General features: G+C 70.0%; 19 protein-coding genes and 1 pseudogene. 9 read left to right on the top strand and 11 right to left on the bottom strand.

The genetic code is table 11. From position 1 onward, the window contains the following. Positions 1 to 191: 191 nt before the first annotated feature. The 3 genes from H8R17_RS22750 to H8R17_RS22740 all read left to right on the top strand — a co-directional run bounded on the left by H8R17_RS22750 (position 192) and on the right by H8R17_RS22740 (position 6,460). On the top strand, positions 192 to 3,335 hold the full coding sequence (locus H8R17_RS22750; RefSeq protein ID WP_316959498.1) for a D-alanyl-D-alanine carboxypeptidase: 3,144 nt from the start codon (positions 192 to 194) through the stop codon (positions 3,333 to 3,335). 182 nt (positions 3,336 to 3,517) lie between these two features. After that, positions 3,518 to 5,497 (top strand): MFS transporter, encoded by a 1,980-nt coding sequence (locus H8R17_RS22745; protein WP_187825061.1) that lies wholly within the window; start codon positions 3,518 to 3,520, stop codon positions 5,495 to 5,497. Positions 5,498 to 5,602: 105 nt separating this feature from the next. Continuing rightward, the gene (locus H8R17_RS22740) at positions 5,603 to 6,460 is read left to right on the top strand and encodes a hypothetical protein (RefSeq protein WP_187825060.1); all 858 of its coding nucleotides are present in this window, start codon (positions 5,603 to 5,605) and stop codon (positions 6,458 to 6,460) included. Here H8R17_RS22740 and H8R17_RS22735 read toward each other — a convergent pair. Then, positions 6,439 to 7,002, bottom strand: a complete 564-nt coding sequence (locus H8R17_RS22735) for a TrmH family RNA methyltransferase (RefSeq protein ID WP_187825059.1) — start codon at positions 7,000 to 7,002, stop codon at positions 6,439 to 6,441. The two genes, H8R17_RS22740 and H8R17_RS22735, sit on opposite strands and share 22 nt — an antisense overlap. A 4-nt stretch (positions 7,003 to 7,006) precedes the next feature. After that, a complete protein-coding gene (locus H8R17_RS22730) occupies positions 7,007 to 7,630 on the bottom strand; it encodes a class I SAM-dependent methyltransferase (protein WP_187825095.1) in 624 nt (207 codons plus the stop codon). A 430-nt stretch (positions 7,631 to 8,060) separates the two neighbouring features. On the opposite strand from H8R17_RS22730, the gene H8R17_RS22725 reads away from it, so the two are divergent. Continuing rightward, on the top strand, positions 8,061 to 8,846 hold the full coding sequence (locus tag H8R17_RS22725; protein WP_187825058.1) for an SDR family oxidoreductase: 786 nt from the start codon (positions 8,061 to 8,063) through the stop codon (positions 8,844 to 8,846). Positions 8,847 to 9,009: 163 nt separating this feature from the next. Beyond that, entirely contained in the window at positions 9,010 to 10,578 is a 1,569-nt protein-coding gene (locus H8R17_RS22720) for a sodium:solute symporter family protein (RefSeq protein WP_187825057.1), read from the top strand. Between the two features lie 5 nt (positions 10,579 to 10,583). On the opposite strand, the gene H8R17_RS22715 is transcribed toward H8R17_RS22720, so the two are convergent. Beyond that, entirely contained in the window at positions 10,584 to 11,699 is a 1,116-nt protein-coding gene (locus H8R17_RS22715) for an ADP-ribosylglycohydrolase family protein (RefSeq protein ID WP_187825056.1), read from the bottom strand. Between the two features lie 565 nt (positions 11,700 to 12,264). Between H8R17_RS22715 and H8R17_RS22710 the strand changes: the two genes are divergently transcribed. Continuing rightward, positions 12,265 to 12,783, top strand: a complete 519-nt coding sequence (locus tag H8R17_RS22710; protein ID WP_187825055.1) for a DUF2165 domain-containing protein — start codon at positions 12,265 to 12,267, stop codon at positions 12,781 to 12,783. Here H8R17_RS22710 and H8R17_RS22705 read toward each other — a convergent pair. The 3 genes from H8R17_RS22705 to H8R17_RS22695 all read right to left on the bottom strand — a co-directional run bounded on the left by H8R17_RS22705 (position 12,776) and on the right by H8R17_RS22695 (position 17,034). Then, complete coding sequence (locus H8R17_RS22705; RefSeq protein ID WP_187825054.1) at positions 12,776 to 13,336, bottom strand: hypothetical protein; 561 nt, start codon at positions 13,334 to 13,336, stop codon at positions 12,776 to 12,778. The two genes, H8R17_RS22710 and H8R17_RS22705, sit on opposite strands and share 8 nt — an antisense overlap. 113 nt (positions 13,337 to 13,449) lie before the next feature. Continuing rightward, on the bottom strand, positions 13,450 to 16,035 hold the full coding sequence (locus tag H8R17_RS22700; RefSeq protein WP_187825053.1) for a bifunctional FO biosynthesis protein CofGH: 2,586 nt from the start codon (positions 16,033 to 16,035) through the stop codon (positions 13,450 to 13,452). Between the two features lie 168 nt (positions 16,036 to 16,203). Further along, complete coding sequence (locus H8R17_RS22695; protein WP_187825052.1) at positions 16,204 to 17,034, bottom strand: LLM class F420-dependent oxidoreductase; 831 nt, start codon at positions 17,032 to 17,034, stop codon at positions 16,204 to 16,206. Between the two features lie 66 nt (positions 17,035 to 17,100). On the opposite strand from H8R17_RS22695, the pseudogene H8R17_RS22690 reads away from it, so the two are divergent. Next, positions 17,101 to 18,575: pseudogene (locus tag H8R17_RS22690) on the top strand (CehA/McbA family metallohydrolase). A 188-nt stretch (positions 18,576 to 18,763) separates the two neighbouring features. Here H8R17_RS22690 and H8R17_RS22685 read toward each other — a convergent pair. The 5 genes from H8R17_RS22685 to H8R17_RS22665 all read right to left on the bottom strand — a co-directional run bounded on the left by H8R17_RS22685 (position 18,764) and on the right by H8R17_RS22665 (position 24,538). Beyond that, positions 18,764 to 19,150: a hypothetical protein gene (locus H8R17_RS22685; RefSeq protein ID WP_187825051.1), complete on the bottom strand. Its 387-nt coding sequence runs from the start codon at positions 19,148 to 19,150 to the stop codon at positions 18,764 to 18,766. 88 nt (positions 19,151 to 19,238) lie between these two features. Beyond that, a complete protein-coding gene (locus H8R17_RS22680) occupies positions 19,239 to 20,699 on the bottom strand; it encodes an aldehyde dehydrogenase family protein (RefSeq protein ID WP_187825050.1) in 1,461 nt (486 codons plus the stop codon). After that, positions 20,699 to 22,429: an amidohydrolase family protein gene (locus tag H8R17_RS22675; protein WP_187825049.1), complete on the bottom strand. Its 1,731-nt coding sequence runs from the start codon at positions 22,427 to 22,429 to the stop codon at positions 20,699 to 20,701. Before H8R17_RS22675 ends, H8R17_RS22680 begins: the two co-directional genes overlap by 1 nt. 119 nt (positions 22,430 to 22,548) lie before the next feature. Then, a complete protein-coding gene (locus tag H8R17_RS22670) occupies positions 22,549 to 23,667 on the bottom strand; it encodes an LLM class flavin-dependent oxidoreductase (RefSeq protein WP_187825048.1) in 1,119 nt (372 codons plus the stop codon). A gap of 100 nt (positions 23,668 to 23,767) precedes the next feature. Continuing rightward, positions 23,768 to 24,538, bottom strand: a complete 771-nt coding sequence (locus tag H8R17_RS22665) for an SDR family NAD(P)-dependent oxidoreductase (RefSeq protein WP_187825047.1) — start codon at positions 24,536 to 24,538, stop codon at positions 23,768 to 23,770. Between the two features lie 217 nt (positions 24,539 to 24,755). On the opposite strand from H8R17_RS22665, the gene H8R17_RS22660 reads away from it, so the two are divergent. Beyond that, complete coding sequence (locus H8R17_RS22660; protein ID WP_187825046.1) at positions 24,756 to 25,502, top strand: hypothetical protein; 747 nt, start codon at positions 24,756 to 24,758, stop codon at positions 25,500 to 25,502. Positions 25,503 to 25,540: 38 nt separating this feature from the next. Beyond that, positions 25,541 to 26,245, top strand: coding sequence for a hypothetical protein (locus tag H8R17_RS22655; RefSeq protein ID WP_187825045.1), 705 nt, complete (start codon positions 25,541 to 25,543; stop codon positions 26,243 to 26,245). Positions 26,246 to 26,494: the final 249 nt, after the last annotated feature.

Below are 26,494 nucleotides of genomic sequence, written 5' to 3'. Positions count from 1 at the left end.
GTCGAGGGTGCGTGACCGGTTCGTGTTGGAACCGGTAGGTATGTCGTTCTCGTCTCTCGCTTGAGTCAGGCGCGCACACAGGACACTGGTACATGGTTCGGACAGCGCGGTGGAGCGGGGGCCGGGCAGTCGGTTCACTGTTCGGGATCGGTAGGCGCACGCACGGCGTGTGGCGCATGGAGGAGGCATCGGTGGCGGGCGAGTCCCCCGACAGGTCGAAGCAGCGCGAGTCGTCGGCACAACCGACGTCGGGGAGCGCGGGTCCGGTTCCCGAGGCCAGGAACGAGCCCCGGGATCCCCGACTGGCGGTGTCCCGCGACAAGCCGGACTCGGCGACGACGGTCCTCACGGCCCCGGATCCGGCACGGGGCGCCGGGGAGGCGGATGAGACGGCCGACGGGGCGTCTGAGGCCCGGGACGGCGCGGAGGCCGGTGAGACGACCGGCGGCGGGCGTGAGACTCGCGGTGTCCGAAAGTCCCGGAAGACGGCCGAGGGGACGTCTGAGACGCCGGACTCGGACAAGGCCGGGAAGACGGCCGGCGGGGCGTCTGAGGCTCCGGGCGGCGAGAAGGCCGAGCAGGCCGACGAGACGGCCGGCGGGGCCGGTGAGGCCGGGGAGAGCGCCGGGAAGGCCGGGGAGAGGACCAAGGAGGCTTCTGGGGCCGCTGAGGGCGCGGAGAGGCGCGAGAGCGGCGAGAGGGGCCGGAGCCGCGCACGGGGGGCCTCGGGCAACGCCCGGTCGGGGAGCGCTGACACGGACGCCGACGCGGGCACGGAGGACGCCGACGCCGGCGCGGGGACCCGGGACACCGACGCCGGCGCGGAGACCGGGGATGCCGACGCGAGGGGTTCCGCTTCGGCTTCCGGTTCCAGCGAGGCGAAGCGTTCCGGTTCTCCTGGCGCGAAGGGTTCCGCTTCCGGCAGCTGGCAGGCTTCCAGCACCACGGCGAGCGACGGCCGCCTGCGGGACGCGGTGGCGGCGTGGGTGGCGTCTGCGGACGCGAAGGACAAGGCCGAGGACGCCGACGCGGATGTGTCCGGCGCCGATGCGGACGCGGGTTCCCCCGCAGGCGGCGCAGGGGCGGACGCGGCCGGCGTCGGCACCGACGCGGGTGCGAACGCGGGCACGGGGCGCGCAGTGCGTACCGCCGCCGCCGACACGGATGCCCGCGAGGACTCGGACGAGGACGTGAAGGCCGGATCGGACGCCGACGAGCCCTCGCGGGCGACCGGCGCCGACGCGAAGGCCTCCGCAGCCGGGGCGGACGGCGGCAAGGAGTCCCAAGGCGCCCCTGAGGCCGCCGGCGACGCCGAGGAAGGCGACGAGGGCCGCGAGAGCGGCGCGAACGCCGACGACAGCGACTCCGACACGGACGAGGCTTCCGAGCCCGAGGGCAACACCGGTACGGCGTCCAAGGCCGAGGCTGGGCCCGGCGCGGAGACGGACCGCGAGCCCAGGCCCAGCGGCGACTCCGCGAGCCCCAAGCCTGCGCCCAGCGCGCCGGACAGGCCGTCCAGGGCCCAGCCCAACGCAAGCGAGGCACCGGAGGCCAGGCCCGGCGCCGACCCGGCGTCCAGGCGCGGGTCCGGCGCGGACACAGACCCCAAGCCCGAGTCCGGCACCGACACCGGCGCCGACCCCAGGGGCAAGGTCGGCAAGGACACCGACCCCCAGGGCGACGCCGGCGCCAACCCCGGCAAGAAGGACTCCGACTCCCCCGAGCGCCCCGTCGATCAGCCCACCGCTGTCTTCAAGGCCGTGCGGCCGGACAAGCCCGCCGTCGATCAGCCGACGACGATGCTCAAGGTCGGGGACGCTGCCAAGAGGGCCGAGGCGGACTCCCCCGACGAGGCGGAGCAGGGTGGCAAGGGCGCCGGTGAGAAAGACGCCGAGCGGACCAGTAAGTTCGTGGCGCTGAAGCCGCTGGAGGATCCGGCGAGCCGGAAGCCGCGGCCCGCTGTCGATGGCGACAGCGCGTTGCCGAAGGTGCCGGCCACCGCGGCCGTGCCGCAGGTCGGTCCGGAGCGGACCACGCAGCAGCCGTTGCCGCCGAAGCCGCCGCTGGACCTGCTGGCGGAGCTGACGAACACCCCGCCGCCCCCTCAGACCCCCCTGCGGACGGCGATCCGGCGCGTCAAGATCTGGACGCCGCTCGTCTTGCTGCTGGTGATCATCTTTGCGGTCGTGCAGATGTTCCGCCCGCTGCCCGCGCCCACGCTCCAGCTCACCGCCGCCGACAGCTACACCTTCGAGGGCGGCAAGGCCGACATCCCGTGGCCGTCCGCCGGACAGGCCGCGCTCGACGTGCAGGGCATCGGTACGTTCGGTTCGTCGGGGCAGCAGAAGCCCGTGCCGATCGCGAGCGTCGCCAAGGTGATGACGGCGTATCTGGTCTTGCGTGATCATCCGCTGAAGAGCGGGGCCAAGGGGCCGAACATCAAGATCGATCAGGCTGCCCAGGATCAGTCCGACGCCGGGCAGGAGTCGACCGTCGACGTGACCGCCGGTGACTCCATCTCCCAGCGGGAGGCCCTGGAGAGCATCCTCATCGCGTCCGCGAACAACGTGGCCCGCCTGCTGGCCCGCTGGGACGCCGGCTCGGAGAAGGCGTTCGTGGCGAAGATGAACGCCGCCGCCAAGGACCTCGGCATGACCAACACGACGTACACCGACCCGTCGGGCCTGAACAGCACCACGGTGAGCACGGCCGTGGACCAGGTGAAGCTCGCCAAGGAGGCGATGAAGCAGCCCGCCTTCCGCGAGATCGCCGCGATGATGAACTACGTCGACTACAAGAACGTCAAGCACAACAACTGGAACCAGCTGGTCGGCTACAACGGCGTCGTCGGCATCAAGACCGGCACCACCACCTCGGCCCTCGGCAACCTCGTCTTCGCCGCGAAGAAGGACGTCGACGGCGAGCCGCGCACCATCATCGGCGCCGTGGTCCGCCAGCCCGAGGGCGGTTCGGACCACACCATCCTGCAGGGCGCCCTGTCCGCGAGCGACCGCCTGATCCGGGCCGCGCAGGACGCCCTGGAGTCGGCGACGATCCTGAAAAAGGGCACCGTCGTCGGATACGTCGACGACGGCCTCGGCGGCCGCACCCCCGTCGCCGTCACCGAGGACGTCAAGGCGGCCGGCTGGTCCGGCCTGAAGGTGAAGCTGTCCTTTGCCGCCGACGACGTACCGCACACCGCGAAGGCCGGCACCCGCGTCGGCACCCTCACCGTCGGCGACGGCGGCACCAGCGGCGCGGTCCAGGTCCCGGTCGTCCTCCAGCAGGACCTCACCGACCCGGCCTGGACGGCCAAGGTGACCCGCCTGGGCTGACCCCCGGCTATCGGCCACCCCGGCGACCACCACCGCACTGCGGACGGTGACCGCCGGGGTGGCGGCTTCCGCCCTGCGTGCTAGCGTCACGAAACGGGCAAGACGCGGAAACGCGGTTGTGAACACCGGCCGAACGGGATGCGGCCGGACAGCAGAAGACGGGACACGGGGAGTGCCTTCAGGTGGCCACTGCGGAGCCGACACGCGCCGACGACGCCGATCCGGGCCCGGAAAACGGCCCGCGAATACGCCTGTCCGAGCCGCGCGGACGAGACAGCGGGGACGAGAGCAAAGGCAGCAAGGGCAGCGCGGACACGGGCGGTGACCTCGGCCGCCGCCCGGGCCACCCGGATGGTCGTCATGAGGGTCGTCCGGAGCCGGCACCCCCCGTCACCAGAGCCAGGGCCGCCTTCCTCGCCCTGCGCGAGCGCATGCTCCGCCATCCCGCGCTGTCCGTCATGGGCGTCGCCGGCACCCTCCACATCGTCTGGTTCTTCACGTTCGCGAACAGCGGCGGCGACCTCGCGGCGCAGGACGCGTGGGCCGAGTTCGTCGGCCGGCACCCGGACTCGGCGTACAACCTGGCCTGGTACGGCGGCATGCACCCGGTGTCGTACAGCGTGGTGTCGCCGTATCTGATGTCGGTGCTCGGTGTCCGTACGACGATGATGATCGCGGGGACGGTCTCGGCGGGCCTGCTGACGATGATCCTGATCCGCAGCCTCCCCCACTCTCGGCTTCGCTCGAGCGGGGGGACCCCCGTGGTACGGAACCCGCTGTGGGCGGCGCTCGCGGGCGTGTACGCGTTCCTGTGCAACGCCGCGTCGGGGCGCGTGACCTTCGGCCTGGGCACGATGTTCGCGCTCGGTGCGATCGCCGCCGTCTTCTGCTGGCCGTACCGCTGGCGGTACAAGCGCTGGGCGAAGGCGCTGTGCGCGGCGCCCCTGGCCGCGCTCGCGACGATGGCCTCGCCGGTCGCGGGCCTGTTCGTGGGCCTGGTGGCCGTCGCGCTGTTCCTGCAGAAGCGGCGGCCGGGTGCCTGGTCGCTGGGTCTCGCCCCGTCGGCCGTGGTGGCGCTGTCGGCCTGGCTGTTCCCGTTCTCCGGGACGCAGCCGATGCGGTTCGCGTCGGTGATCCTGCCGGTGGTGTTCTCGATCCTCGTCTACGTCCTGGTCCCGAACGACTGGAAGACAGTCCGGATCACGGCCGCGGTGTACGGCCTGAGCGTCATCCTGGTGTGGCTTATCAGTTCCCAGATCGGTTCCAACATCACGCGGCTGGCGATGCTGTTCGCCGGGGTGGTGCTGGCGGCGGCGCTGCCGTTCGCGGTGCCGCGCAGCCGCAAGTGGTACGCGATCGTCGTGGCGTTCGCCGGTTTCACCGTGTGGATCGGCTACAAGTCGGTCGACGACGTGGTGAACACGGCCCCGGCGGCGTCCTGGTCGCGCGAGCTGGCGCCGCTGGTCAACGAGTTGCAGGAGGTCGGCGCCGAGAAGGGCCGCGTCGAGGTGGTCCCGGCCCGCTCCCACCGCGAGGCCTCCGCGCTCGCCCCGTACGTCAACCTGGCCCGCGGCTGGAACCGCCAGGCCGACATGGAGCGCAACCCGCTCTTCTACGACGACACCCTCAACTCGGCGAACTATCACGAGTGGCTGGAGCGCTGGGCCGTGCACTTCGTGGTGCTGCCGAAGGACAAGCCGGACGGTGACGGCGGCGAGCGGGAGCGGGCGCTGGTGCAGCGCGGGCTGCCGTACCTGACGCAGATCTGGGGCGACGCCAACTGGCAGCTGTTCCGGGTGACCGCTCCGACGCCGCTCGCGGAGCCGCATGCCGTGGTTCAGCGGGCCGCGCAGGGCGAGATGACGATGGACGTGAAGAAGGCGGGCCGCGTCCTGATCCGCATCCCGTACTCGCCGTGGCTGAGCATCGTCGACGCCAAGGGCAAGAAGCTCGCTCCGCCGCAGGAGACGGCGGCGTCGAAGGAGCGGCCCGAGGGCATGCCGAAGTCGTACGACAACGTCAACGGCTGCCTGATGGAGACGGCGGAGGATGCGGAGGGCGACCGGTGGACGGTGCTGGTGGCGCCGGAAGCCGGGACGTATCGGCTGGCGGCGCCGTATCAGTTGCCGCGCGGGACTCCGTGCCCGGAGGAGTTGCGCTGACGGGTCCGTTGCGAGCTGGTCGGGCGAACGAAGATCGCTGAACTTCGGGCGGAGCCGAACGGAATCCCTCTCCCAATCTGACGCTCCGTCAGCTACACCGGACCCATGACAGACGACGCGACGCACGCAGTTGAATCCCGCAGCCACAGGTATGCGGAACTGGCCGCTGTCGGCCCCTACGGAGCCGACCTCGGGCACGCGCTCATCACCATGGTCGAGCCGCACCCCGGCCGGGAGCGCAAGTACAATCGCTGGTACGAAGACGACCATTACATCGCCGGCGCGATGGCCATGCCGTGGATGTACGCAGGACGGCGCTGGGTCGCCACGCGGGACCTGCAGCTCCTGCGCTACCCCCAGATCTCCTCCGTCGCGCAGCCGGTGACGGCAGGATGCTACATATCCGTCTACTGGATGACCGCCGGCCGCTACGCCGACCACATGCGGTGGACCGTCAGCATCAACAAGCGCCTCAACCGCGATCACCGTGTCTTCCAGGACCGTACGCACATCTTCACGGCCTTCCAGGACCATGCGGCGACCGTCTACCGCGACGGCGACCACGGCCCGCGTGACATCCACGCCCTCGACCACCCCTACGCCGGGCTCGTCGTCCAGGTCATCGACGCCGGCTCGCCCGACCGGCGCGGGGAACTGCTCGCGTGGCTGCGCGACGATCACCTCCCGAAACGGCTGGCGGGCTCGCCCGCGGCCATGGTGACCGTCTTCGTGCCGACGCCGCTGCCCGTGGACCGGATGACCTACGTCAAACAGGTCGAGGGGGTCGAGACCCGGCTGACCCTGCTGTGGTTCCTCCAGCACGATCCCCGCGACCACTGGCGGGAGCACTTCGCGGACTTGGACACGGCAGTGGCGGCTTCGGGGCTGGGCTGCGTGCAGTTCGTCGCGCCGTTCATTCCCACGGTGCCCGGGACGGACCGTTACGTGGACGAGTTGCGGTGAGCCCCCGGGACTTCGGCCCGTGCCGTCCACTCCTGGCGGCGTACCTCGTAGCAGCAGACAGCGACGGCAGTGGCCACATTGAGCGAGCCGACCCGGCCGAGCTGCGGAATATAAGCCACCGTGTCACAAGCTTCCAGGCATTCAGCCGACAGTCCGCGGTCCTCGTTTCCGACGGCGATGCAGACGCTGCCGGAGAAGTCGACCTCGTGTGTCGGAAGGGCCTCGTCGGCGAGTTCAAGCCCGACTAGCCGGTATCCGTCGGACCGCACCTGCTTCACTGCCTCCTGGAGTTCGCTGAACGTCTGCACTTGCAGATACCGGTCGGTCCCCATGGCCGTCTTCTGCGCCTTTGCGTTGGAGGGTGCGGCGCAGGCACCGGCGAGATAGAGATGTCCGACGCCCAGCGCGGCGGCGGTACGCACAATTGCACCGACGTTGAAAGGGGACTGCACACCCTCAAGAAGCAGGGCCACGCGCGAGGAGCTCTGCCGCCGCCAGGACCTGTGCAAACGTTTGAGGGCTGTGCCCCTGAGCTGCTGCATTCACTTATCCATTAGAAGAGGTCTGGTGATTTTGGACTTCGAGCACGCGGTATCCGCGCTGGGAGGTCAGCCGAGCCGTCGGAAAGCCCTGTGCGGTCAACCACTTCGCCAACGAGTCCGAACCGAGGTGTTTCTGCACGACGAGATATGCGGCGGCGCCGGGTAGCAGCCGGGAAAGCCAGTACTGGAGCATGGCGTGCAGTTGCGCCTTGCCGATCCGGATCGGCGGATTGGAATAGATCGCGCCAAACCGTATGTCCTCCGGCACTGCCTCGGGCAGGCACGCCTGCACATTGCCGAGATTCGCGGCCTCCGCGTTCTCCCGCACCAAGTCGAGGGCCCTCTCGTTCACATCCACCGCCCAGACCCGGAGGCGCTTTCGGCGGGCTGCGAATGTCAACGCGATGGGTCCGTAACCACAGCCGATATCCAGAATGTCACCTCGAATCTTGGGTGGCGGCGCGTGTTCCAGAAGTACCTTGGTACCGGCGTCGAGCTTGGAGTGGGAGAAGACACCGCTGTCGGTACGGAGGTCCAGTCCGACATCGGGAAGCTCGACCTTTACCAGGCCGCGCCGCGAGGTCACTCTGGGATCCGCCGAAAAGTAGTGCTGCCCTTGGCCGGCCATCCCGGTCACTCCTCTCCTGTGCCACGAAGCGATCGAGGCGAGCAGACCGCTGCGCACTAATTGTAACGCACCGGACACCGCCTCACGGTCACTGGCCGACGCACACGCAAACCGGCGGGTATCCGACCCCGCAAAACAGTACCGGAATCCCGCAAAGCACCGCATAGAGAAGGACACACAGATGACTCATGCAATATTGCGCAGGGAACGAAAAAAGACAAGGTCACGGTAAGTCTGTTGACCGTGGAAGCAGGACTGCCGGAAGGCCGACAAGGGCGCCTGACGCAAGGCGAGGAGTTCGGCGATAGTGGCCTCGATTCCAATCTGTGCTCGCTGCGGGTGTCCTCGCTCATACCCTTCCCTTTCCTGGGTGACTGCCCCATACTCTGACGCTCCGTCAGGTAATTGCGCCAGAGGTCGGGGAGGTCCGGTGTCACTGCTCGCGGGCAAGACCGTCGTCGTGTCGGGAGTCGGGGCGGGCCTCGGCCGCCAGGTCGCGGCGGCCGTCGTACGGGACGGCGGGCATGCCGTGCTCGGGGCGCGTACGGAGACGAACCTGGCGAAGACGGCCGCCGACCTCGATCCGGACGGGGGGCGCACGGCGTACCGGGCGACGGACATCGCCGACGAGGAGCAGTGCGCGGCGCTGGCGGAGCTGGCGCGGGACCGGTTCGGGCGGATCGACGCGGTGATCCATGTGGCCGCACTGGACGGCCACTTCGGCGGCCTGGAGGACGCGGACTTCGAGGCGTGGCGGTCGGTCATCGACGTGAACCTGCTGGGGACGCTGCGAATGACGCGGGCGTGCCTGCCGGGGCTGAAGCCGGGCGGCGGCTCGGTGGTGTTCGTCGGCACGCAGTCGGCGGTGGCGGCGCCCTCGCAGCTGCGGCAGGCGGCGTACGCGGCGTCGAAGGGGGCGCTGACCAGCGCGATGTACTCGCTGGCGCGGGAGCTGGGGCCGTACCGGATCCGGGTCAACACCGTGCTGCCGGGCTGGATGTGGGGGCCGCCGGTGCAGACGTACGTCCGGATGGCCGCGCGGCGGGAGGGCGTGCCGGAGGCTGAGGTGCTGGGGCGGCTGACGGGCCGTATGGCGTTGCCGGAGCTGGCGACGGACGGCGAAGTGGCGGACGCGGCGGCGTTCCTGGCGTCGGACCGGGCGCGGGCGATCACCGGGCAGTCGCTGCTGGTCAACGCAGGCGAACTGATGCGCTGACACGGACTCTTTCCAGCCACTCCGGGGGTTCATAAACCTGAACGCAAGTCAGGCCGCAGAACATTTTTGCCGTCTCTTGACCCTCCCTGCGCTTGCCGTGGCCATGCCACCGAAACCAGAGTTCACATGCCTGACCCTGGCGATGGACTCTGGAAGGGGGCACATGAACGGTCTCGACTGGGCCGTGCTCATCGGCTACTTCGCCGTGATGGTCGCAATCGGTGTCTGGTCGCACAAGCGCGTGGACAATGTCAGCGACTTCTTCACAGCCGGCGGCAAGATGCCCTGGTGGCTCTCCGGCATCTCGCACCACATGTCGGGCTACAGCGCTGTGATGTTCACGGGCTACGCGGGCATCGCCTACACCTACGGCGTTACATCCTTCGTCACCTGGTCCTTCCCCATCGCCCTCGGCATCGCCATCGGGTCGAAACTGTTCGCGCCCCGCATCAACCGGCTCCGCTCACGGCTCCATGTCGCCTCCCCGCTGGAGTACTTGAAGAACCGGTACGACCTGAAGACGCAGCAGGCGCTGGCCTGGTCCGGCATGCTGCTGAAGATCGTGGACGTGGGCGCGAAGTGGGCCGCGATCGCCACGCTGCTGTCGGTGTTCACCGGGATCTCCCTGAACCAGGGCATCCTCATCACCGGCACCATCACGGCGATCTACTGCACCATCGGCGGCCTGTGGGCCGACGCGCTGACCGAACTCGGCCAGTTCGTCATCCAGTTGCTGGCCGGCGTCGCGATGTTCATCGCCGTGGCGGTACGGCTCGACGACCACGGCGGCTTCTTCGGCGTCTGGGACAACCCGGAACTCCAGGGCCACGAGAAGCCGTTGGTGGGCCCGTACGGCACGATCTTCCTCCTGGCCTTCCTCTTCATCAAACTCTTCGAGTACAACGGCGGCATGCTCAACCAGGCCCAGCGCTACATGGCCACGTCCAACGCGTACGAGGCCGAGCGCTCGGCGCGGCTGTCGGCGATCCTGTGGCTGGTCTGGCCGCTGGTCCTGTTCTTCCCCATGTGGATGTCCCCGCTGCTGGTCGAGTCCCAGAAGGCGGACGGCTCCGACTCCTACGCCCTGATGACCGAACAACTCCTGCCCCACGGCCTGTTGGGCCTGGTCATCGTCGGCTTCTTCTCGCACACCATGGCCATGTGCTCCTCGGACGCCAACGCCATCGCGGCCGTGTTCACCCGGGACTGCGCGCCGGTGATCTGGGCCAGGGCGCGGACGTGGAACCAGGGCCAGGGCCTGCGGGTGGCACGCATCGCGACGGTCGTCTTCCTCGGCCTGTCGATGGCGGCGGCGACCCAGGTCAACTCGCCCACCTTCAAGGACATCATCACGGTCGTGATCAAGTGGGTGGCCGGTCTGATGGGGCCGATGGCCATCCCGATGATGCTCGGCCTGCTACGGCCGTTCCGCCGCTCCGGCCCCACGGCGGCACTGACCAGCTGGTCGATGGGTCTGCTGGCCTTCTGGCTGGTGAACTACCCGATCCACTGGAGCCTCGACGGCGGCGTGCCGCTCGAGTACCAGGTGTCGATCCCGCTGGCGGTGTCGCTGATCCTGTACATCCTCGTCGGCTACCTGAGGCCGGAGGACACACCGGACCGAATGGCGATCATCGAGAAGATCAACACGGACGACGACTCGGCGGCGGCCGCGGTGCCGTCGCCGGCGGGGCCGGTGGACGACGCGGTGGCGCTGGGACGGAAGGAATAGCGGGCTCAGCCGCGTGGGTAGCGGGCGAGCCAGGCGGGAGAGGACCCCGCCGGCCCGTGCAGGGCAGGCCCCTGAGTCATCTCCATGGCGAAGTCGTCGGCGAGTTCCAGGATGGTGGGACGGCCCTCCAGCTCGGCCAGCCAGGCCGGCGGGAGGGCCGTCTCGCCGTGCAGGGCACCGAGCAGACCACCGGTGAGCGCGCTCGTGGCAGCCGAGGGGCCATCCTGGTTGACGGCGAGCCGCAGCCCGTGCCGTACGTCCTCACCGACGAGGGCGCAGTAGACGGCGGCGGCAAGCAGCCCCTCCGCCGTACCGTCCCCGGCGAGCTCGGCGACCCGTGCGGGCGTGGGCATGCCCTGCCGTACGGCGCCCAGCGCGTGCTGAAGGGCGCCCGACACGGGCTGGTGACCGACCCTCGGGGCCAACAAGGCCAGCGCCCGCTGTACGGCCCCGTCGAGGCTCTCCCCGCAGGCCAGCCCATGCACGATCGCGGCGTACGCGCCCGCCGACAGATAAGCGGTCGGATGCCCGTGCGTCTGCGCGGCACACTCCACGGCGAGCTGCACGACAAGCTGCGCTTCCCACCCCACGAGCAGCCCGAATGGCCCGGAACGAGCGGCCGCCTCGGGCCCGGCCTCACCGGGATTCTTGGGCGACTCCAGCGTCCCCATGTTCTCGTCCCCGAACCCGATGAGCAGCGCACGCGTCGGATCCCGCCGCGCGTAGAGCCACTCCTCTCTCGCCAGCCACCCGTCATCCTTACGGCGCTCATCGGGCCCCCAGTCCCGCTGGGTGGCTGCCCACCGCAGATACGCCCGGTGCAGATCGGTCGGCGGATGCCAGGCCCCGGTGTCCCGCCGCACCTGAGCCCTTACGAGCCCGTCCACGGAGAACAGGGTGAGCTGCGTGAGATGGGTGACGGCCCCACGCCGCCCGTACGCAGGCGACAGATCGGCGACGCCCTCGGCGCCGTACGCCTCCCGGATCCCGTCGATGTCGAGCCCGTCCACCGGCGTGCCCAGCGCATCGCCCACGGCCGCCCCGAGCAAGGTCCCGCGCACCCGGCTACGGAAGTCCTGCTGCTCACTACGGCCCCAGACGGCGCCGGCTGTCGCACCCACCTAGACCTCCCCAGGGCACCGTCCATACGTACGACCGTCCAGCACTGTAATCGAACGGGGACGGTCGGTTCAGGGGGTGGATCGGTATGTGGGATGTGGGCGGGGCGGGGTGTTGTTGGCCGGTTTCAGCCATACCAGCTCCCATTTCGTCTGCCACCTCAACGGAATCGTGGCCGAACACGAGCAGTCAGGCGGCGGGTTCATCTACGCCGCTGCCGTGCGACAGTCCCGGCAACGGGCCGGCTCTGGTGCCCGGAATGCGCGGTCGCAGTCGTCGCAGGTGGTCCTTGGCGTCGGGACCGACCGGATCACCGGTCCATGTTCCGTGTAGAACCTCAGCGCGCGGTCCTGATCGGTGACGTACAGCGTCACCTACATGATGTTCTTCAGCATCGTGCCGTCCTGCTCCCTGGGTCGTGGCCGGTCGCCCCGGGTGGGGCGGGTGGCCTCGTCACCTCACTGACGCACCGCGACGGGAGAGTGTGACCGGCCTCGGCCGCCAAGTGCCGTGGAGTTTGCGGTGGTTGGCATTGAGCCACGGGCCGCACGGGGAAGAATGATCGGCATGGCCACCACAAACACCACCTCCGCCCGTGCCCTCCCCCTCACCGCCACGCTCCTCACCGCCGGCGTCGCCCTCTACATCGCCCTCGTCGCCTTCGGGAACATCACGGACTTCGGGACCAACCAGCAGTTCGTGCGCCATGTGCTGGCCATGGACACGACGTTCAAGGACGAGGATCTGATGTGGCGGGCGATCACGAGCAGAGGCCTCCAGGACGCGGCCTACGTCGCGATCATCGTGTGGGAGTCCGTTGCCGCGCTCGTGCTGGTCTACGGGACCTGGCTGTGGGCGCGGCGGGACTACCCGCAGGCCCGGCAGGTCTCGACGTACGGGCTGCTCATGGTTCTGCTGCTGTTCGGCGCCGGGTTCATCGCGATCGGCGGGGAGTGGTTCTCGATGTGGCAGTCGGAGGACTGGAACGGGCTGGACGCGGCGACGCGGGTGGTGCTGTTCAGCGGGCTCGTGCTGGTCGTCAATCATCTGCCGTTCCGGTACGGCACGCAGACCGGCGCTACTTGACCACCACGACCGTCGTCCCCTTCGTGCCGAACGTCCACACCGCCGCCCCGTCCGCCTTGCGCATGCGGATGCCGCCCGTCTCCGTGCCCTCGGCGGGCGGCGGGGGCGCGGAGCCGTCCACGGCGTTGGAGAAGGCGACCGAGACGCCGTCCTGGAAGGCGAAGTAGACGATGTGCTCCACCTGTACGCCGTCGGTGCCGGTCGTGGCCTCGGTGCGGCTGCCGATCGTGTACGTGCCGGGGTCCGGGGTGACCGTGCCCGGCCACACGGCGAACGTGCGGCGGGCCACGTCGCTCGCGTCGACCAGCCAGACCCGCTTCTGGCCGAGGGAGTAGACGATCCGGCGGCCGGTGCCGGAGCCGTCCGGCACCCGCGCCGGGGCCGAGGCCGTCGGCGTGGGAGAGGCGCCCGCGTGTGCAGGGGTGCTCGGCCGGTTCGCCGTGGCGGTCGGGTGCGGCCCCTGGTCCGCATGTACGGCCAGCACGGCCACGGCCGCGATCGCCCCCACGGTCAGTCCGGTCACCCAGGCCCAGGAGGGAATTCGGGCAGGCACGGGAACGCATCTCCTCCGCTACGAAACCCCTCCACCAGGGGTCGGTTCATCGTACTGGGCGTAGAGGTGTCGCAACGGCGGCCTGCCACTTGGCCAGCAGCCGCTCCCAGCCGTCAGTCCAGTACGGGAAGCAGTTCCGGCAGATGCCCGTCGGAGGCCTCCGCCGCCCGCTGCCGCTCCTCCGGCACCTCGCCGTACACCGTGGTCCGCGGCTTCGCCGGACGTCCCGCCGCCTCGGCCACGGCGATCAGGTCCTTCACCGACTTGTACGAGCCGTACGAGGAGCCCGCCATCCGCGAGATCGTCTCCTCCATCAGCGTGCCGCCGACGTCGTTGGCGCCGGAGCGCAGCATCTGAGCCGCGCCCTCCGTGCCCAGCTTCACCCAGCTGGTCTGGATGTTGGGGATCCAGGGGTGCAGCAGCAGGCGGGCCATCGCCGTCACGGCCCTGTTGTCCCGCGTCGAGGGGCCGGGGCGGGCGATCCCCGCCAGGTACACGGGCGCGTTGGTGTGGATGAACGGCAGCGTCACGAACTCCGTGAAGCCGCCCGTCCGTTGCTGGATCCCGGCCAGGGTGCGCAGGTGGCCCAGCCAGTGCCGCGGCTGGTCGACGTGGCCGTACATCATCGTCGAGCTCGACCGGATGCCCAGCTCGTGCGCGGTTGTCACGACCTCGATCCAGGTCGCCGTCGGCAGCTTGCCCTTGGTCAGGATCCAGCGGACCTCGTCGTCGAGGATCTCGGCCGCCGTGCCGGGGATCGTGTCGAGGCCCGCTTCCTTCGCGGCCGTCAGCCACTCGCGGATCGAAAGGCCGGTCCGCGTCGCGCCGTTCACCACCTCCATCGGCGAGAAGGCGTGCACATGCATACCGGGGACGCGGGCCTTGACCGCCCGCGCGATGTCGAAGTACGCCGTGCCCGGCAGGTCGGGATGGATGCCGCCCTGCATGCAGACCTCGACGGCACCCACGTCCCAGGCCTGCTGGGCGCGGTCGGCGACCTGGTCCAGGGACAGCGTGTACGCGTCGGCGTCCGTACGGCGCTGCGCGAACGCACAGAAGCGGCAGCCCGTGTAGCAGACGTTGGTGAAGTTGATGTTCCGCGTGACGATGTACGTCACGTCGTCCCCCACCGCCGACCTGCGCACGTCGTCCGCGACCCGGCACAGCGCGTCCAGCGCCGGCCCGTCCGCGTGCAGCAGGGCGAGGGCCTCCTCGTCCGTCAGCCGCGTCGGGTCGTCGGCCGCCGTGCGCAGGGCCTCGCGTACGTCCCCGTCGATGCGCTCGGGTGCCATGCCGGGGGCCGCGGCCTCGCGCAGGGCGCCCCAGTCGCCGTACACCTCGTCGAAGTCGTCGCGGCGGTCGGCCGAACGGCCCTCGGTGTCGATGGACGCGTGCAGATCCGTACGGCCGGACGCGGCGAACGCCTCCTCCGGCTCCTGCCACGGGTGCCCCTCGACGACGGCGTCCGGGCGGGCCAGGCCGGTCTCCGGGTCGGCCAGCGCCGCCACGTGCGGGCGCAGCCGCGGGTCGAGCCAGGGCTCGCCGCGCCGGACGAACTCCGGGTACACGCACAGACGTTCGCGCAGTTCGAAGCCTGCCGCGCGGGACTTCTCGGTCAGTTCCTCGATCTGCGGCCAGGGGCGTTCGGGGTTGACGTGGTCGATCGTCAGCGGCGACACCCCGCCCCAGTCGTCGATGCCGGCGCGGATCAGGCGCTCGTACTCGGCGTCGACGAGGTTCGGCGGGGCCTGGAGGCAGGCGGCGGGCCCCATGATGTGCCGCGCCACCGCCACCGTCGCGACCAGTTCGTCCAGTTCCGCGTCGGGCATGCCGCGCATCGCGGTGTCCGGTTTGGCGCGGAAGTTCTGGATGATGAGTTCCTGGATGCCGTGGTAGGCCCGCGCGACCTTCCGCAGCGCGAACAGCGACTCGGCGCGCTCCTCGTACGTCTCGCCGATGCCGATCAGGAGGCCGGAGGTGAAGGGCACCGACGAGCGCCCGGCGTCCTCCAGCACCCGCAGCCGCACGGCGGGTTCCTTGTCCGGCGAGCCGTGGTGCGGGCCGCCGGGCTCCGACCACAGCCGGGTGGCCGTCGTCTCCAGCATCATGCCCATGGACGGCGCCACGGGCTTCAGCCGCTGGAAGTCGGTCCAGCTCATGACGCCGGGGTTCAGGTGGGGCAGCAGCCCCGTCTCCTCCAGGATGCGGATGGAGATGGCCCGGACGTACGCGATCGTGTCGTCGTACCCGTGCGCGTCGAGCCACTCGCGCGCCTCCGGCCACCGCTCCTCGGGCTTGTCGCCGAGGGTGATGAGGGCTTCCTTGCAACCCAGCGCGGCACCGCGACGGGCGATGTCGAGCACCTCGTCCGGCGACATGAACATTCCGTGCCCGGCGCGGCGCAGCTTTCCGGGCACGGTGACGAAGGTGCAGTAGTGGCACTTGTCCCGGCACAGCCGGGTGAGGGGGATGAAGACGCTCTTCGAGTAGGTGATGACGCCGGACCGGCCCGCCGCGTCGAGCCCCGAGTCCCGCACCCGGCCGGCGGATGCGACGAGGTCGTCGAGCTGCTCACCACGGGCCTGGAGCAGCACGGCAGCCTCGGAGACGTCGAGCGCGACGCCGTCCCGGGCGCGTTTGAGGGCGCGACGCATGGAGTTCTCGGTAGGGCCGGTTCCGGAGGTCGCGGAAGTCGTCATCCTTCGAGCATACGATCGGGCTGATCAACGCCGGGGGCGCGCCCAAGGGGCGCGGGGCTGTATCGATATCCGGCTCCGCCGCGCGGGCGCGACCAGCCACAGCACACCCGCAGCCGACCACCGACCCAGACCAGGCAGACGAGAAGTACCGACCACGCGTCCGCAGATCTACGACACAAACGCCCCGTACTCGTCCAGCACCCGCAGAATTTCGGTCTCCCCCGCCGGCGGCAATCGCGCCACCACCTCCTCGATGCCCAGCTCGGCGTAGTGGGCGAGCTTGCCGGGGGTGGGGCGGACGGCGTACGGGACGACCTGGAGGGTGGACGGGTCGCGGCCCGCGTCGGACCAGGCTGTGCGCAGCGCCGGCAGGGTCTCGGACAGGCCGCGCCCGCCGATCGGCAGCCACCCGTCGGCGTACTCGCAGATGTGGGTGAAGAGTTTCGGGCCCGCCGCGCCGCCGACCAGCGTGCGCGGCCGCCCGCGTACCGGCTTGGGGTGCGCATGGCTGGCCCGCACGCTGCCGAACTCCCCCTCGTACGCGGTCGGTTCGGCCGCCCACAGCGCCCGCATCAGCGCCATCCGGTCCCGGACCAGCGCACGCCGCTTCCGCCAGTCGACGGCGTGGTCGGCGGCCTCCTCGGCGTTCCAGCCGAAGCCGACGCCGAGCGTGAGGCGCCCGCCGGAGAGGTGGTCGACGGTCGCGATCTGCTTGGCGAGGTCGATCGGGTCATGCTGGGCGACCAGCGTGATGCCGGTACCGAGCCCGAGCCGCTCGGTGACGGCGGCGGCCTGGCCGAGGGCGACGAAGGGATCCAGGGTCCGGCCGTACTCGCGCGGCAGGTCGCCGCCCGCCGGGTACGGGCTGGTCCGCTCCACGGGGATGTGCGTGTGCTCGGGCAGGTACAGCCCGGCGAAACCGCGCTGCTCCAGCTCACGGGCGAGCCGGGTCGGGGTGATCGTCTCGTCGGTGAGGAAGATCGTGACGGCGATGCGCATGCCCCTTCTTTACCGGGCCAACCCGTATATGTCGAAACCGACCAGCCGGAATATCGTGCACGTGCCATACCGACAGCCGCCGCCGCGCTTACGTTGGAAGCGTGACCTTCGCAAGCGGCGCCGACGACGCCCGGGACGCCGAGACCAGGACGGTACGGGGCACCCTGCCGCCCGGCTCCCCCGATTTCGTGTACGTCCCCGTCGAGATCCCCTCGGGCGTACGGGAGATCAAGGTCGCCTACACCTACGACAAGCCGGCCGTCCCGGCCGGCACTCCGGGCAACGCCCTGGACATCGGCATCTTCGACGAGCGCGGCACCGACCTGGGCGGCCGGGGCTTCCGGGGCTGGTCGGGCGGGGCGCGCACCGAGTTCTTCATCCGCGCGGACGACGCCACGCCGGGCTACATTCCGGGTCACGTCCGCGAGGGCACCTGGCACATCGCCCTCGGCCCGTACACGGTGGCCCCGCAGGGGCTGTCGTACGAGCTCACGATCAGGCTGACGTACGGCGAGCCGGGCGACACTCCCGAGCCCGTATACCCGCCGTCTCGTGCCAAGGGCCGGGGCCGCGCCTGGTACCGCGGCGACTGCCATCTGCACTCCTGGTACTCCGACGGCCGCCGCACCCCGGCTCGGATCGCGGCGCTGGCGCGGGCGGCGGGCCTGGACTTCATCAACAGCTCGGAGCACAACACGCACTCCGCGCACGCCCACTGGGCGGACGCGGCCGGGGACGACCTGCTGGTCATGCTGGGCGAGGAGGTCACCACCCGCAACGGCCACGTGGTGGCCCTCGGCACCGAGCCCGGCACCTTCGTGGACTGGCGCTACCGGGCCCGCGACAACCGTTTCGGCCGGTTCGCCCGCCGGATCCGGCAGGCCGGGGGGCTCGTCGTGCCCGCCCACCCGCACGCCACCTGCATCGGCTGCAACTGGAAGTTCGGCTTCGGCGAGGCGGACGCGGTCGAGGTGTGGAACGGCCCGTGGACCCCGGACGACGAGGTGGCCCTGGCCGACTGGGACGGCATGCTGGTGGCGGCGGTGCGCGGCGGCCGGGACTGGATCCCGGCGATGGGCAGCAGCGACGCCCACCGCGCCCCGGACCCGGTCGGCCACCCACAGACGGTCGTCCTCGCCGACGACCTGACCCGCGAGGCCGTTCAGGAGGGCATCCGGGCCGGCCGCTCGTACGTCGCCGAGTCGAAGCAGGTCGTGCTGTCCTTCACGGCGTCCGGCGGGCGCGGCGTCCAGGCGGGCATCAGCGAGCGGCTGGAGGTGGACGGGGACAGGCCGGTGACCGTCCGCCTGGAGGTGTCGGGCGCGCCGCGCTGCGCGGTCCGGTTCGTCACCGACCAGGGCGTGCTGTTCACCAGCGCCCCGCTGCCGGTGGCCGGGTCGGGGGTCGTGGAGTGGCGTACGACGCCCTCGTACGCGGCCTACGTCCGGGCGGAGCTGCGGCACGAGACGGCGGCGGGGCCGCTGCCGGGAGCGCTGGCGGCGTTCACGAACCCGGTCTTTCTGGGGCGCGTCGACGATTGACGTAGCGCGTGCTCCGGCCGCATATTGTGATCTTCAACCGTTGATCAAGGGCGACGTGGCCTCCGTCTCGACCAGCGTCCGGGACCAGGCCCCGGCCCGCACCCCTGGATGGACGTGCCCCCGGAGACGACGGCCGCACTGGACAACGGGCCGGGCATCCGGCCTTCCACGCCGCACGCCGGTCTCTCTCACATTCCGCATTCGGGCACGTCCGGCAGCTTGTTCGCCGCGTGGTCGACGTAGTAGCTCGCGATCCAGCCGAGCATGTCGCCGCGCTCGGCGAGCACCCACCACTCGTTGCCGCCGACGACCTGCCCCTGGTTCTGGCAGACCGCCTCGAAGGGCTGGTTCGGCTGCAACTGCCCGACGACGCGGGGGCAGTTGGCGGGCGATGGGTTGTTGTCACAGACGGCGACGTCGTTCGGGTTGTCACGGACGTTCACGTCCGTCGCCCAGACCGTGTACTGCGCCTGCGCCCCCGAATCGGCGGCCGTGGCGGTCCCGCCCACGGCGACGCTCGCCGACGCGGCGAGCGCCAGGGCGGCCGTTGCCCCGGCAAGGGTCCGTACCTTCATGTGTTTCTCCCCGTTGGTCGTGTGCACCTTGCGCACGGCACACGACCGGGGAGCCCGTCCCGTATGACACCGTCGAATGTGACCTGCGTCACCCCGGCCAGACGATCGCCTGTACCTCACTGTAGGCGTGCAGGGCGTAGGAGCCGACGTCCCGGCCGACCCCGCTCTTCTTGAAGCCGCCGAACGGGGCCTCCATGTTGCGCCCGACGGTGTTCACGCCCACACCGCCCGCCCGCAGCTGCCGCGCCACCCGGAAGGCGCGGGCCACGTCCCCCGACCACACGTAGTCGATCAGGCCGTAGTCGCTGTCGTTGGCCAGCTCGACCCCTTCGTCCTCCTCGTCGAAGGGGATGACGACGACCACGGGCCCGAAGATCTCCTCCCGGGCCACCCGCATGTCGCTGGCGCAGTCGGCGAGGAGGGTCGGGGCGACGTAGAAACCCTTCTCGAACGACGGCCGTTCACCGCCCGCGACCACCACGGCTCCGTCCTTGCGCCCCGCCTCCACGTACGACTCCACCCGCTCCCGGTGCGCCGCCGAAATGACGGGCCCGACCACGGTGTCGGGCTCGCGTGGGTCCCCGACCTTCAACCGTCCCGCGTACGCCGCCAGTTGCTCCACGAGCCTGCCGTACACGCCCCGCTGCGCCAGCACCCGCGTCGGCGCCGTGCAGATCTGCCCGCTGTAGAAGGAGAACGTCGTACCGATCCCCGCCACCGCCGACCCGAGGTCCGCGTCGTCGAGGACGACCGCCGCGCCCTTCCCGCCCAGCTCCATCAACTGGCGTTTCATGTCCCGCCCGCACACCTCGGCGATGCGCTGCCCGACCGCCGTGGAGCCGGTGAAGCTCACCATGTCGACGTCACCGGAGCCGACGGCCGCCTCGCCGACCTCGGCGCGCGCACCGCTGACCACGTTCACCACACCAGGCGGCGCTCCCGCCTCCCGCAGCGCCTCCGCCATCCGGTACACGGACAGCGGGTCCTGCGGCGCCGGTTTCACCACCACCGTGTTGCCCATCGCCAGGGCCGGGGCGATCTTCCCGGCCGGGTTGGCCCACGGGTTGTTGTACGACGTGACGCAGGTGACGACCCCGACCGGCTGCCGCACGGCCAGCGCACCCATCACACCGGCCTTCCCCATCGGCCCCGCCTCGTTGATCTGCGGCGGAATGGCCCACTCGGCGGGCTCCACGCGCGCGTACCGCCGGAACCGGGCCGCGGCCACCCCGACCTGCATCCGCCGCGCCGTCACCGTCGTCGCGCCCGTCTCCGCCCGCGCCAACTCGGCATACGGCTCAAGGCGCCCGCCGATGATCTCCGCGGCCCTCCCGAGCACGGCCGCCCGCTCCTCCGGCGCCGTACGCGACCACGGACCGAAGGCCTCGCGGGCCGCGGCACAGGCCGCGTGCACCTGATCCCGCGAGGCCTCCGGCGCCCAACCGACGGTCGCCTCGGTCGCGGGGTCCACGACCGGGTAGTGACCGCCGTCCGGCTCCACCCACGAGCCGCCGACGAACAACCGCTGCCCCTCGTTCCCCACGGACATCACCGGGTGCTCACCGTCGCCGTGTCCCGCCCCGACCGCAGCACCTGCCCCGGCACCGCGCCGGTCACCACGTCGTCCCGGATGGCCTCGACCCCGTTGACCCAGACGGCCCGTACCCCGATCGCCTTCGAGTCCAGCCGCGGGCTGTCACCCGGCAGGTCGTGCACCAGGGTTGCCTTGCCGGCGTCGATGCGTTCCGGGTCGAAGAGGACCAGGTCGGCATGCCAGCCCTCCCGCAGCTGCCCGCGCTCACGCAGCCCGAACAGCCGCGCCGGATCGCCGGTCAGCATCTTCACGGCCTGCTCCAGACCGGCCAGCTTCCGCCCGCGCAGACAGTCCCCGAGGAACCGCGTCGTGTACGGCGCCCCGCACATGCGGTCCAGGTGCGCCCCCGCGTCCGAGCCGCCCAGCAGCACGTCCTCGTGCTGCCAGGCCTCCGCCCGCATGGCCCAGGAAGCCGGGTCGTTGTCGGTCGGCATCGGCCACAGAACCGTACGGAGATCGTCCGCCGCACAGATCTCCACCAGACACGCGAAGGGATCCTGCCCCCGCTCGGCCGCGATGTCCTCCACGACCCGGCCGGTCAGCCCTTCGTTCGCCGCGCTGTATGTGTCCCCGATGACATACCGCCCGAAGTTCGTCAGCCGCCGGAAGACCCCCGCCTCCTTGGCACCGGCGTGCCGCAGCAACTCGGCCTGCACCGCCGGATCCCGCAACCGCTCGATCCGCTCCGGCACGGGCAGCCCGAGCACCGGCCCCCACCCGGGGATCAGGTTCAGCGCGCAGAAGGTCCCCAGCGACATGTTCATGGGCGTGAGGATGGGCATCGTCAGCGCCACCACCCGACCGCCCGCCTTCCGGGCCTGCTCACTCGCCAGCAACTGCCTCGGCACCCGCTCCGGGACCGCCGCGTCGATCGTCAGGACGTTCCAGTTCAGGGGCCGTCCCGCCGCCGCGCTCATGTCCACGAACAGATCGATCTCGGCATCGCTGAACTGATCCAGACAGCCGGCGACGATCGCCTCGATCTGCGTACCTTCGTGCTGCCCCACCGCCCGCGACAGCGCCAGCAACTCGTCCGGCTGCGCATGCCGGGAGGCCACCGGCTTCCCGTCCCCGTCGGAGTGACTGCTCGACTGCGTGGTGGAGAAGCCCCAGGCACCGGCGTCCATGGCGTCATGCAACAGCCCTACGATCTCGGCCAGTTGCTCCGCACTGGGCTGCCCGCCCACCGCGTCCGGCCCCATCACATACCGCCGCAGCGCACAGTGCCCCACCATGAACCCCGCGTTGACGGCGATCCGGCCTTCGAGGGCGTCCAGATACTCCCCGAACGTGTGCCAGCTCCAGGGCGCCCCCTCCTCCAGCGCGACCAGCGACATGCCCTCGACCTTGGACATCATGCGGCGGGTGTAGTCGGCGTCGCCGGGCCGGTCGGGGTGCAACGGCGCGAGCGTGAACCCACAGTTCCCGGCGGCGACGGTGGTGACACCGTGATTGAGGGAGGGCGTGGCGTACGGGTCCCAGAAGAGCTGGGCGTCGTAGTGGGTATGGGGGTCGACGAATCCGGGGGTGAGGACAAGGCCGGAGGCGTCCTCGGTGGTCCGGGCCTCCTCGGAGATCTCACCGACGGCGGCGATACGACCGCCCCGTATACCGACGTCGGCGATGTACGCGGGCGCACCGGTCCCGTCGACGACGGTCGCCCCCTTGATGACGTGATCGAGCATGGGGTTCACCTCCTGTTGTGCGGTGAGACGATCTCCCTAGGGGCGCGGGGCTGTATCGATATGCGGCTCCGCCGCGTGGGCGCGACCAGCCACAACGAACCCGCACCCGCCAACGAACCTCAGACACCCCTCCGGAACCGCGTTGTCCGATGCACCGGATCCGTATCGATCTTCGGAATGACGTGCTCCCCGATCAGCCGAATCGTCTGCAACGTCTCCTCCTTCGGCACCCCCACCGGCAACCCGAAACTCAGCTGATCCGCCCCGGCCTGCTCCCACCGCTTGCACTGCCGAAGCACCTCGTCCGGATCCCCGCAGATCAACAACTCGTCCTGAATCATCAGCTCGACGAGTTCCTCCGTGTACTCCGGCAACGTCTCCGGCCACACCGGAAACCCCTCTGGCCGAGGAAACGTGTCGTGATACCGGAACACCAGAGAGGGCAGATAGTGCAGCCCCCCGTTCACCGCGATCCGCACCGCCTCGTCATGCGTAGGCGCACAGATCGCGGTCGTCGTCACCATCACGTTGTCGTTGACGAAGTCCCCGATCGGATCGGCATCGACCACCGCCGTCTTGTACTGCTCCAGCACCCACTCCATGTCGGAGACCTTCTGCACACTGAAGCCCAGCACCCCCAGCCCCTTCTTCGCCGCCATCGCATACGACGGCGGCGACCCGGCCGCGTACCACATCGCCGGATGCGACTTCCCGTACGGCTTCGGCAGTACCTTCCGCGGCGGCAACGACCAGTGCTTGCCATGGAAGCCGGCGTACTCGTCCTGGAGCCACATCTTGGGGAACTCGGCGATGGTCTCCTCCCAGATCTCCTTGGTGTAGTTCATGTCGGTCACACCAGGGAGGAAGCCGAGGATCTCGTGCGAGCCCGCCCCGCGACCGGACCCGAACTCGAAGCGGTTACCCGTCAGATGGTCCAGCATCGCCACCTTCTCGGCGACCTTCACCGGATGGTTGACCTGCGCGAGCGGATTGAAGATCCCCGAGCCGAGATGGATCCGCTCGGTCGCGTGTGCCAGGTAGCCCAGGAACACGTCGTTGGCGGAGAGGTGCGAGTACTCCTCCAGGAAGTGGTGCTCGGACGCCCAGGCGTACTTGAAGCCGGACCGGTCCGCCTGGATGACGTACTCGGTCTCCTCCATCAGCGCCCTGTGCTCGGCGAGCGGGTCGGTCTCGGCGCGTTTGCCCACGTATCCCTGTACGAAGATCCCGAATTCCAAGGAGGTTCACCGTCCCCACAGATCCAGTATCTGACAGGTCGTCAGATTCGTACGGCGACTGTTCCACCGGCCCCTTGGAGCGTCAATAGCTGACGTACCGTCAGATCACGCTGACCCCCGCCAGCCACCCCCCGTCGATCACGAACGGCTGCCCGGTGATGTACGACGAGTCCGCGCAGGACAGGAACAGCGCCAGCCGCGCCACCTCCTCCGGCCGCCCGGCCCGGCCCAGCGGAACGAGCTTGCGGTACAGCCGGTCCATGCCCAGGGAGGCCTCCTCGGGATCGGCGCCCGGGTCCAGCAGCGCGGGGTTGGACATCGCGGTGTCGATGGCGCCGGGGCACATCGCGTTGACCCGGATGCCACGGCGGGCCAGCTCCAGCGCGGCGACCCGGGTGAGGCCGACGATGGCGTGCTTGGTCGCGGCGTAGGCGCCCACGGCCGCCATCCCGGTCACGCCGGTGTACGAGGCCGTGTTGACGATCGTGCCACCGTCGGCCATCTCGGCCGCGGCGGTCCGGATGCCGAGGAAGCAGCCGGCCTGGTTGACCCGTACGACCTCCATGAACTCGTCGAGGGGCGTGTCGACGAGGTGGTGGAAGCGCAGGATGCCGGCGTTGTTGACCAGCCCGTCGAGGTGGCCGTAGGCGTCTTTGGCGGCGGCGACGGCGGCCTGCCAGCCGGCCTCGCTGCGCACGTCGAGGTGGACGTACCGGGCGCCGATCTCCTTGGCGAGCCGCTCGCCCTGGTCGTCGAGGACGTCGGTGATCACCACCCGGGCCCCCTCCTCCCGGAACAGGCGGGCCTCCTGCTCGCCCTGGCCGCGCGCGGCGCCGGTGACGATGACGACCCGTCCGTCGAGCTTGCCCATGCGGACCTCCTTCGCGGGGTGGAGGGCGGCATCGTATCTGACGGTCCATCAGGTCAGAAGCCCGAGCCTGTGACAGCTGTGGCTCTGCTGGCGCAAAGTGAAAAAGGACACTCCAAGTGACCCGCGAGTAGGGACATTTAACCCTGTCGGTCAGCTGTGCACCCGCCCAATAATCCTGGCCCCAGAGGCAAAGAAAAGCCCAGGGACGGAGCAGGACGTGGGCAACAGGGCCCTGAGGAACACAAAGATCAAATTCAGTACGACTGGAGCGGCGCTCGCCGCGGGCGGCCTGATCATCGCGATGGTGCCGTCGGCCGAGGCGGCCGTCAAGGCGGCGGAGCCGAAGAAGAAGACGCCGGAACAGATCATGCGGATGTGCGAGAGGTCCCGGTTCATCAACGGTGAGCGGCAGTACCTGAGGAACAGCTTCGGCACCGGCTTCTTGGCCGACTCGTGCGAGTTCATCCAGACCAAGCCCATGGAGTTCTTCAACGGGCCCAAGGAGAAGACCAGCATCGACTACGCGAACTGCGAGCCGAACTCCACCGAACCGACGCCGGTCTCGCTCCAGGGGGCGATCGAGGTCGCTCAGGGCCGGGGCAAGTACACCTCGACGCAACAGGGCTTCGCGGCGGGGATCTTCGGCGCCCTCAACGCCTCCTGGGTGCATCACCAAGGGACGCTGGACCTGACCGTGAAGGCGGCCGGCACCACTCTGACGGACAAGGACAAGGTCCCGGTCGGCAAGGTGCTCTACATGACCTTCGTGCCGAAGATGCAGCGCATGACCGGCATCTGGCGGGTGAAGATCGACGCCCGTGAGCAGAGCACCGTCATTCCCGCTCAGCGGGAGGAGATCTACGAGGCGCCCGAGGTCGTCGAGGGACCCGTCGTCCTGGACGGTGCCGCAGGCGCGCCCGGGCGGCCGGCCGGCATCCGCGGCTCCGACACGGCCGACTGCTGAGCCTCCCTCGCCCGCTGCCCACAAGGAGAAGACGCACCATGGCACGCACGTCCCGCAGGGGAACCCACCGCAGCAAGAAGAAGCGCATCACGCTCGCCCTGGCCCCCGTCGCCGCGCTCACGGTGGCCGTCCCGCTGGTGAACAGCGCGGGCGCCGCCACCCCCGACGACGTGGCCGCCGACTGCCGCGCCGACTCGGACAAACTGGAGAACTGCGAGTTCGTTCCCGTCCAGCACAGAAAGAACAGCCTCGGCTCCAACAAGGTGGTCTCCGAGGTCACGGACAACTGCGGAAGGGACCAGCCGAAGGAGACGGGCTTCACCGTGAGCGGATCGGTGACCAGAATCGTTCAGACGGAATCGGGCTTCACCGCCGGTGGGGACTCAAAACTCGCCAACTCGGTCTTCGAGGTCGGCATCAAGTTCTCCACGACCGAATTCAACATCAAGCGCGACGACAAGAAGACCGGGTTCTCCTACAGCATCGATGACGTGGTGAAGCCCGACCACGTCGGTGTCTTCATGTGGTCCGAGAAGCGCACCGACGTGAGCGGCTACCTCAAGGCCACGTACAAGGACGAGCAGGACGGTCAGAAGGTGTTCTTCTCGCCCAGCAAGGGAGCCACCGACATCCACGTCTTCTATCCGCAGCTCCTGAAGAACGGAACTCCGGACGGCCGGCTCTGGCTGCGCAATGTGAAGTGCGGCACTCCGGCGGCCGACAAGCTCCTCACCAAGGCCTAGTGCCCCGGCAGGCAACGTTCGCCCCGTCGCGACGCCCGGCACGCCCTCTCGCCGCACCGGCCGAAAGCCCAAGTACGTCCAGTACGAGGGCTTCCGGCCGGCACGCCGAGAGCACGCTCCCCCACGACGCCGCTCCTTGACGGGCAAACGTTGCCTGTCGGGGCACTAGTGGTGTGTCGCTGCTTAATTACGGTGTGTCTGGTTGGGAGGTTGGTGTCTGGCAGATTCCTTCCCCTTTGCCAGACAGGG

The organism is Streptomyces sp. TRM68367, from assembly GCF_014495685.1.
Taxonomy (GTDB): domain Bacteria; phylum Actinomycetota; class Actinomycetes; order Streptomycetales; family Streptomycetaceae; genus Streptomyces.
This window is presented reverse-complemented; position numbering and strand designations above follow the sequence as displayed.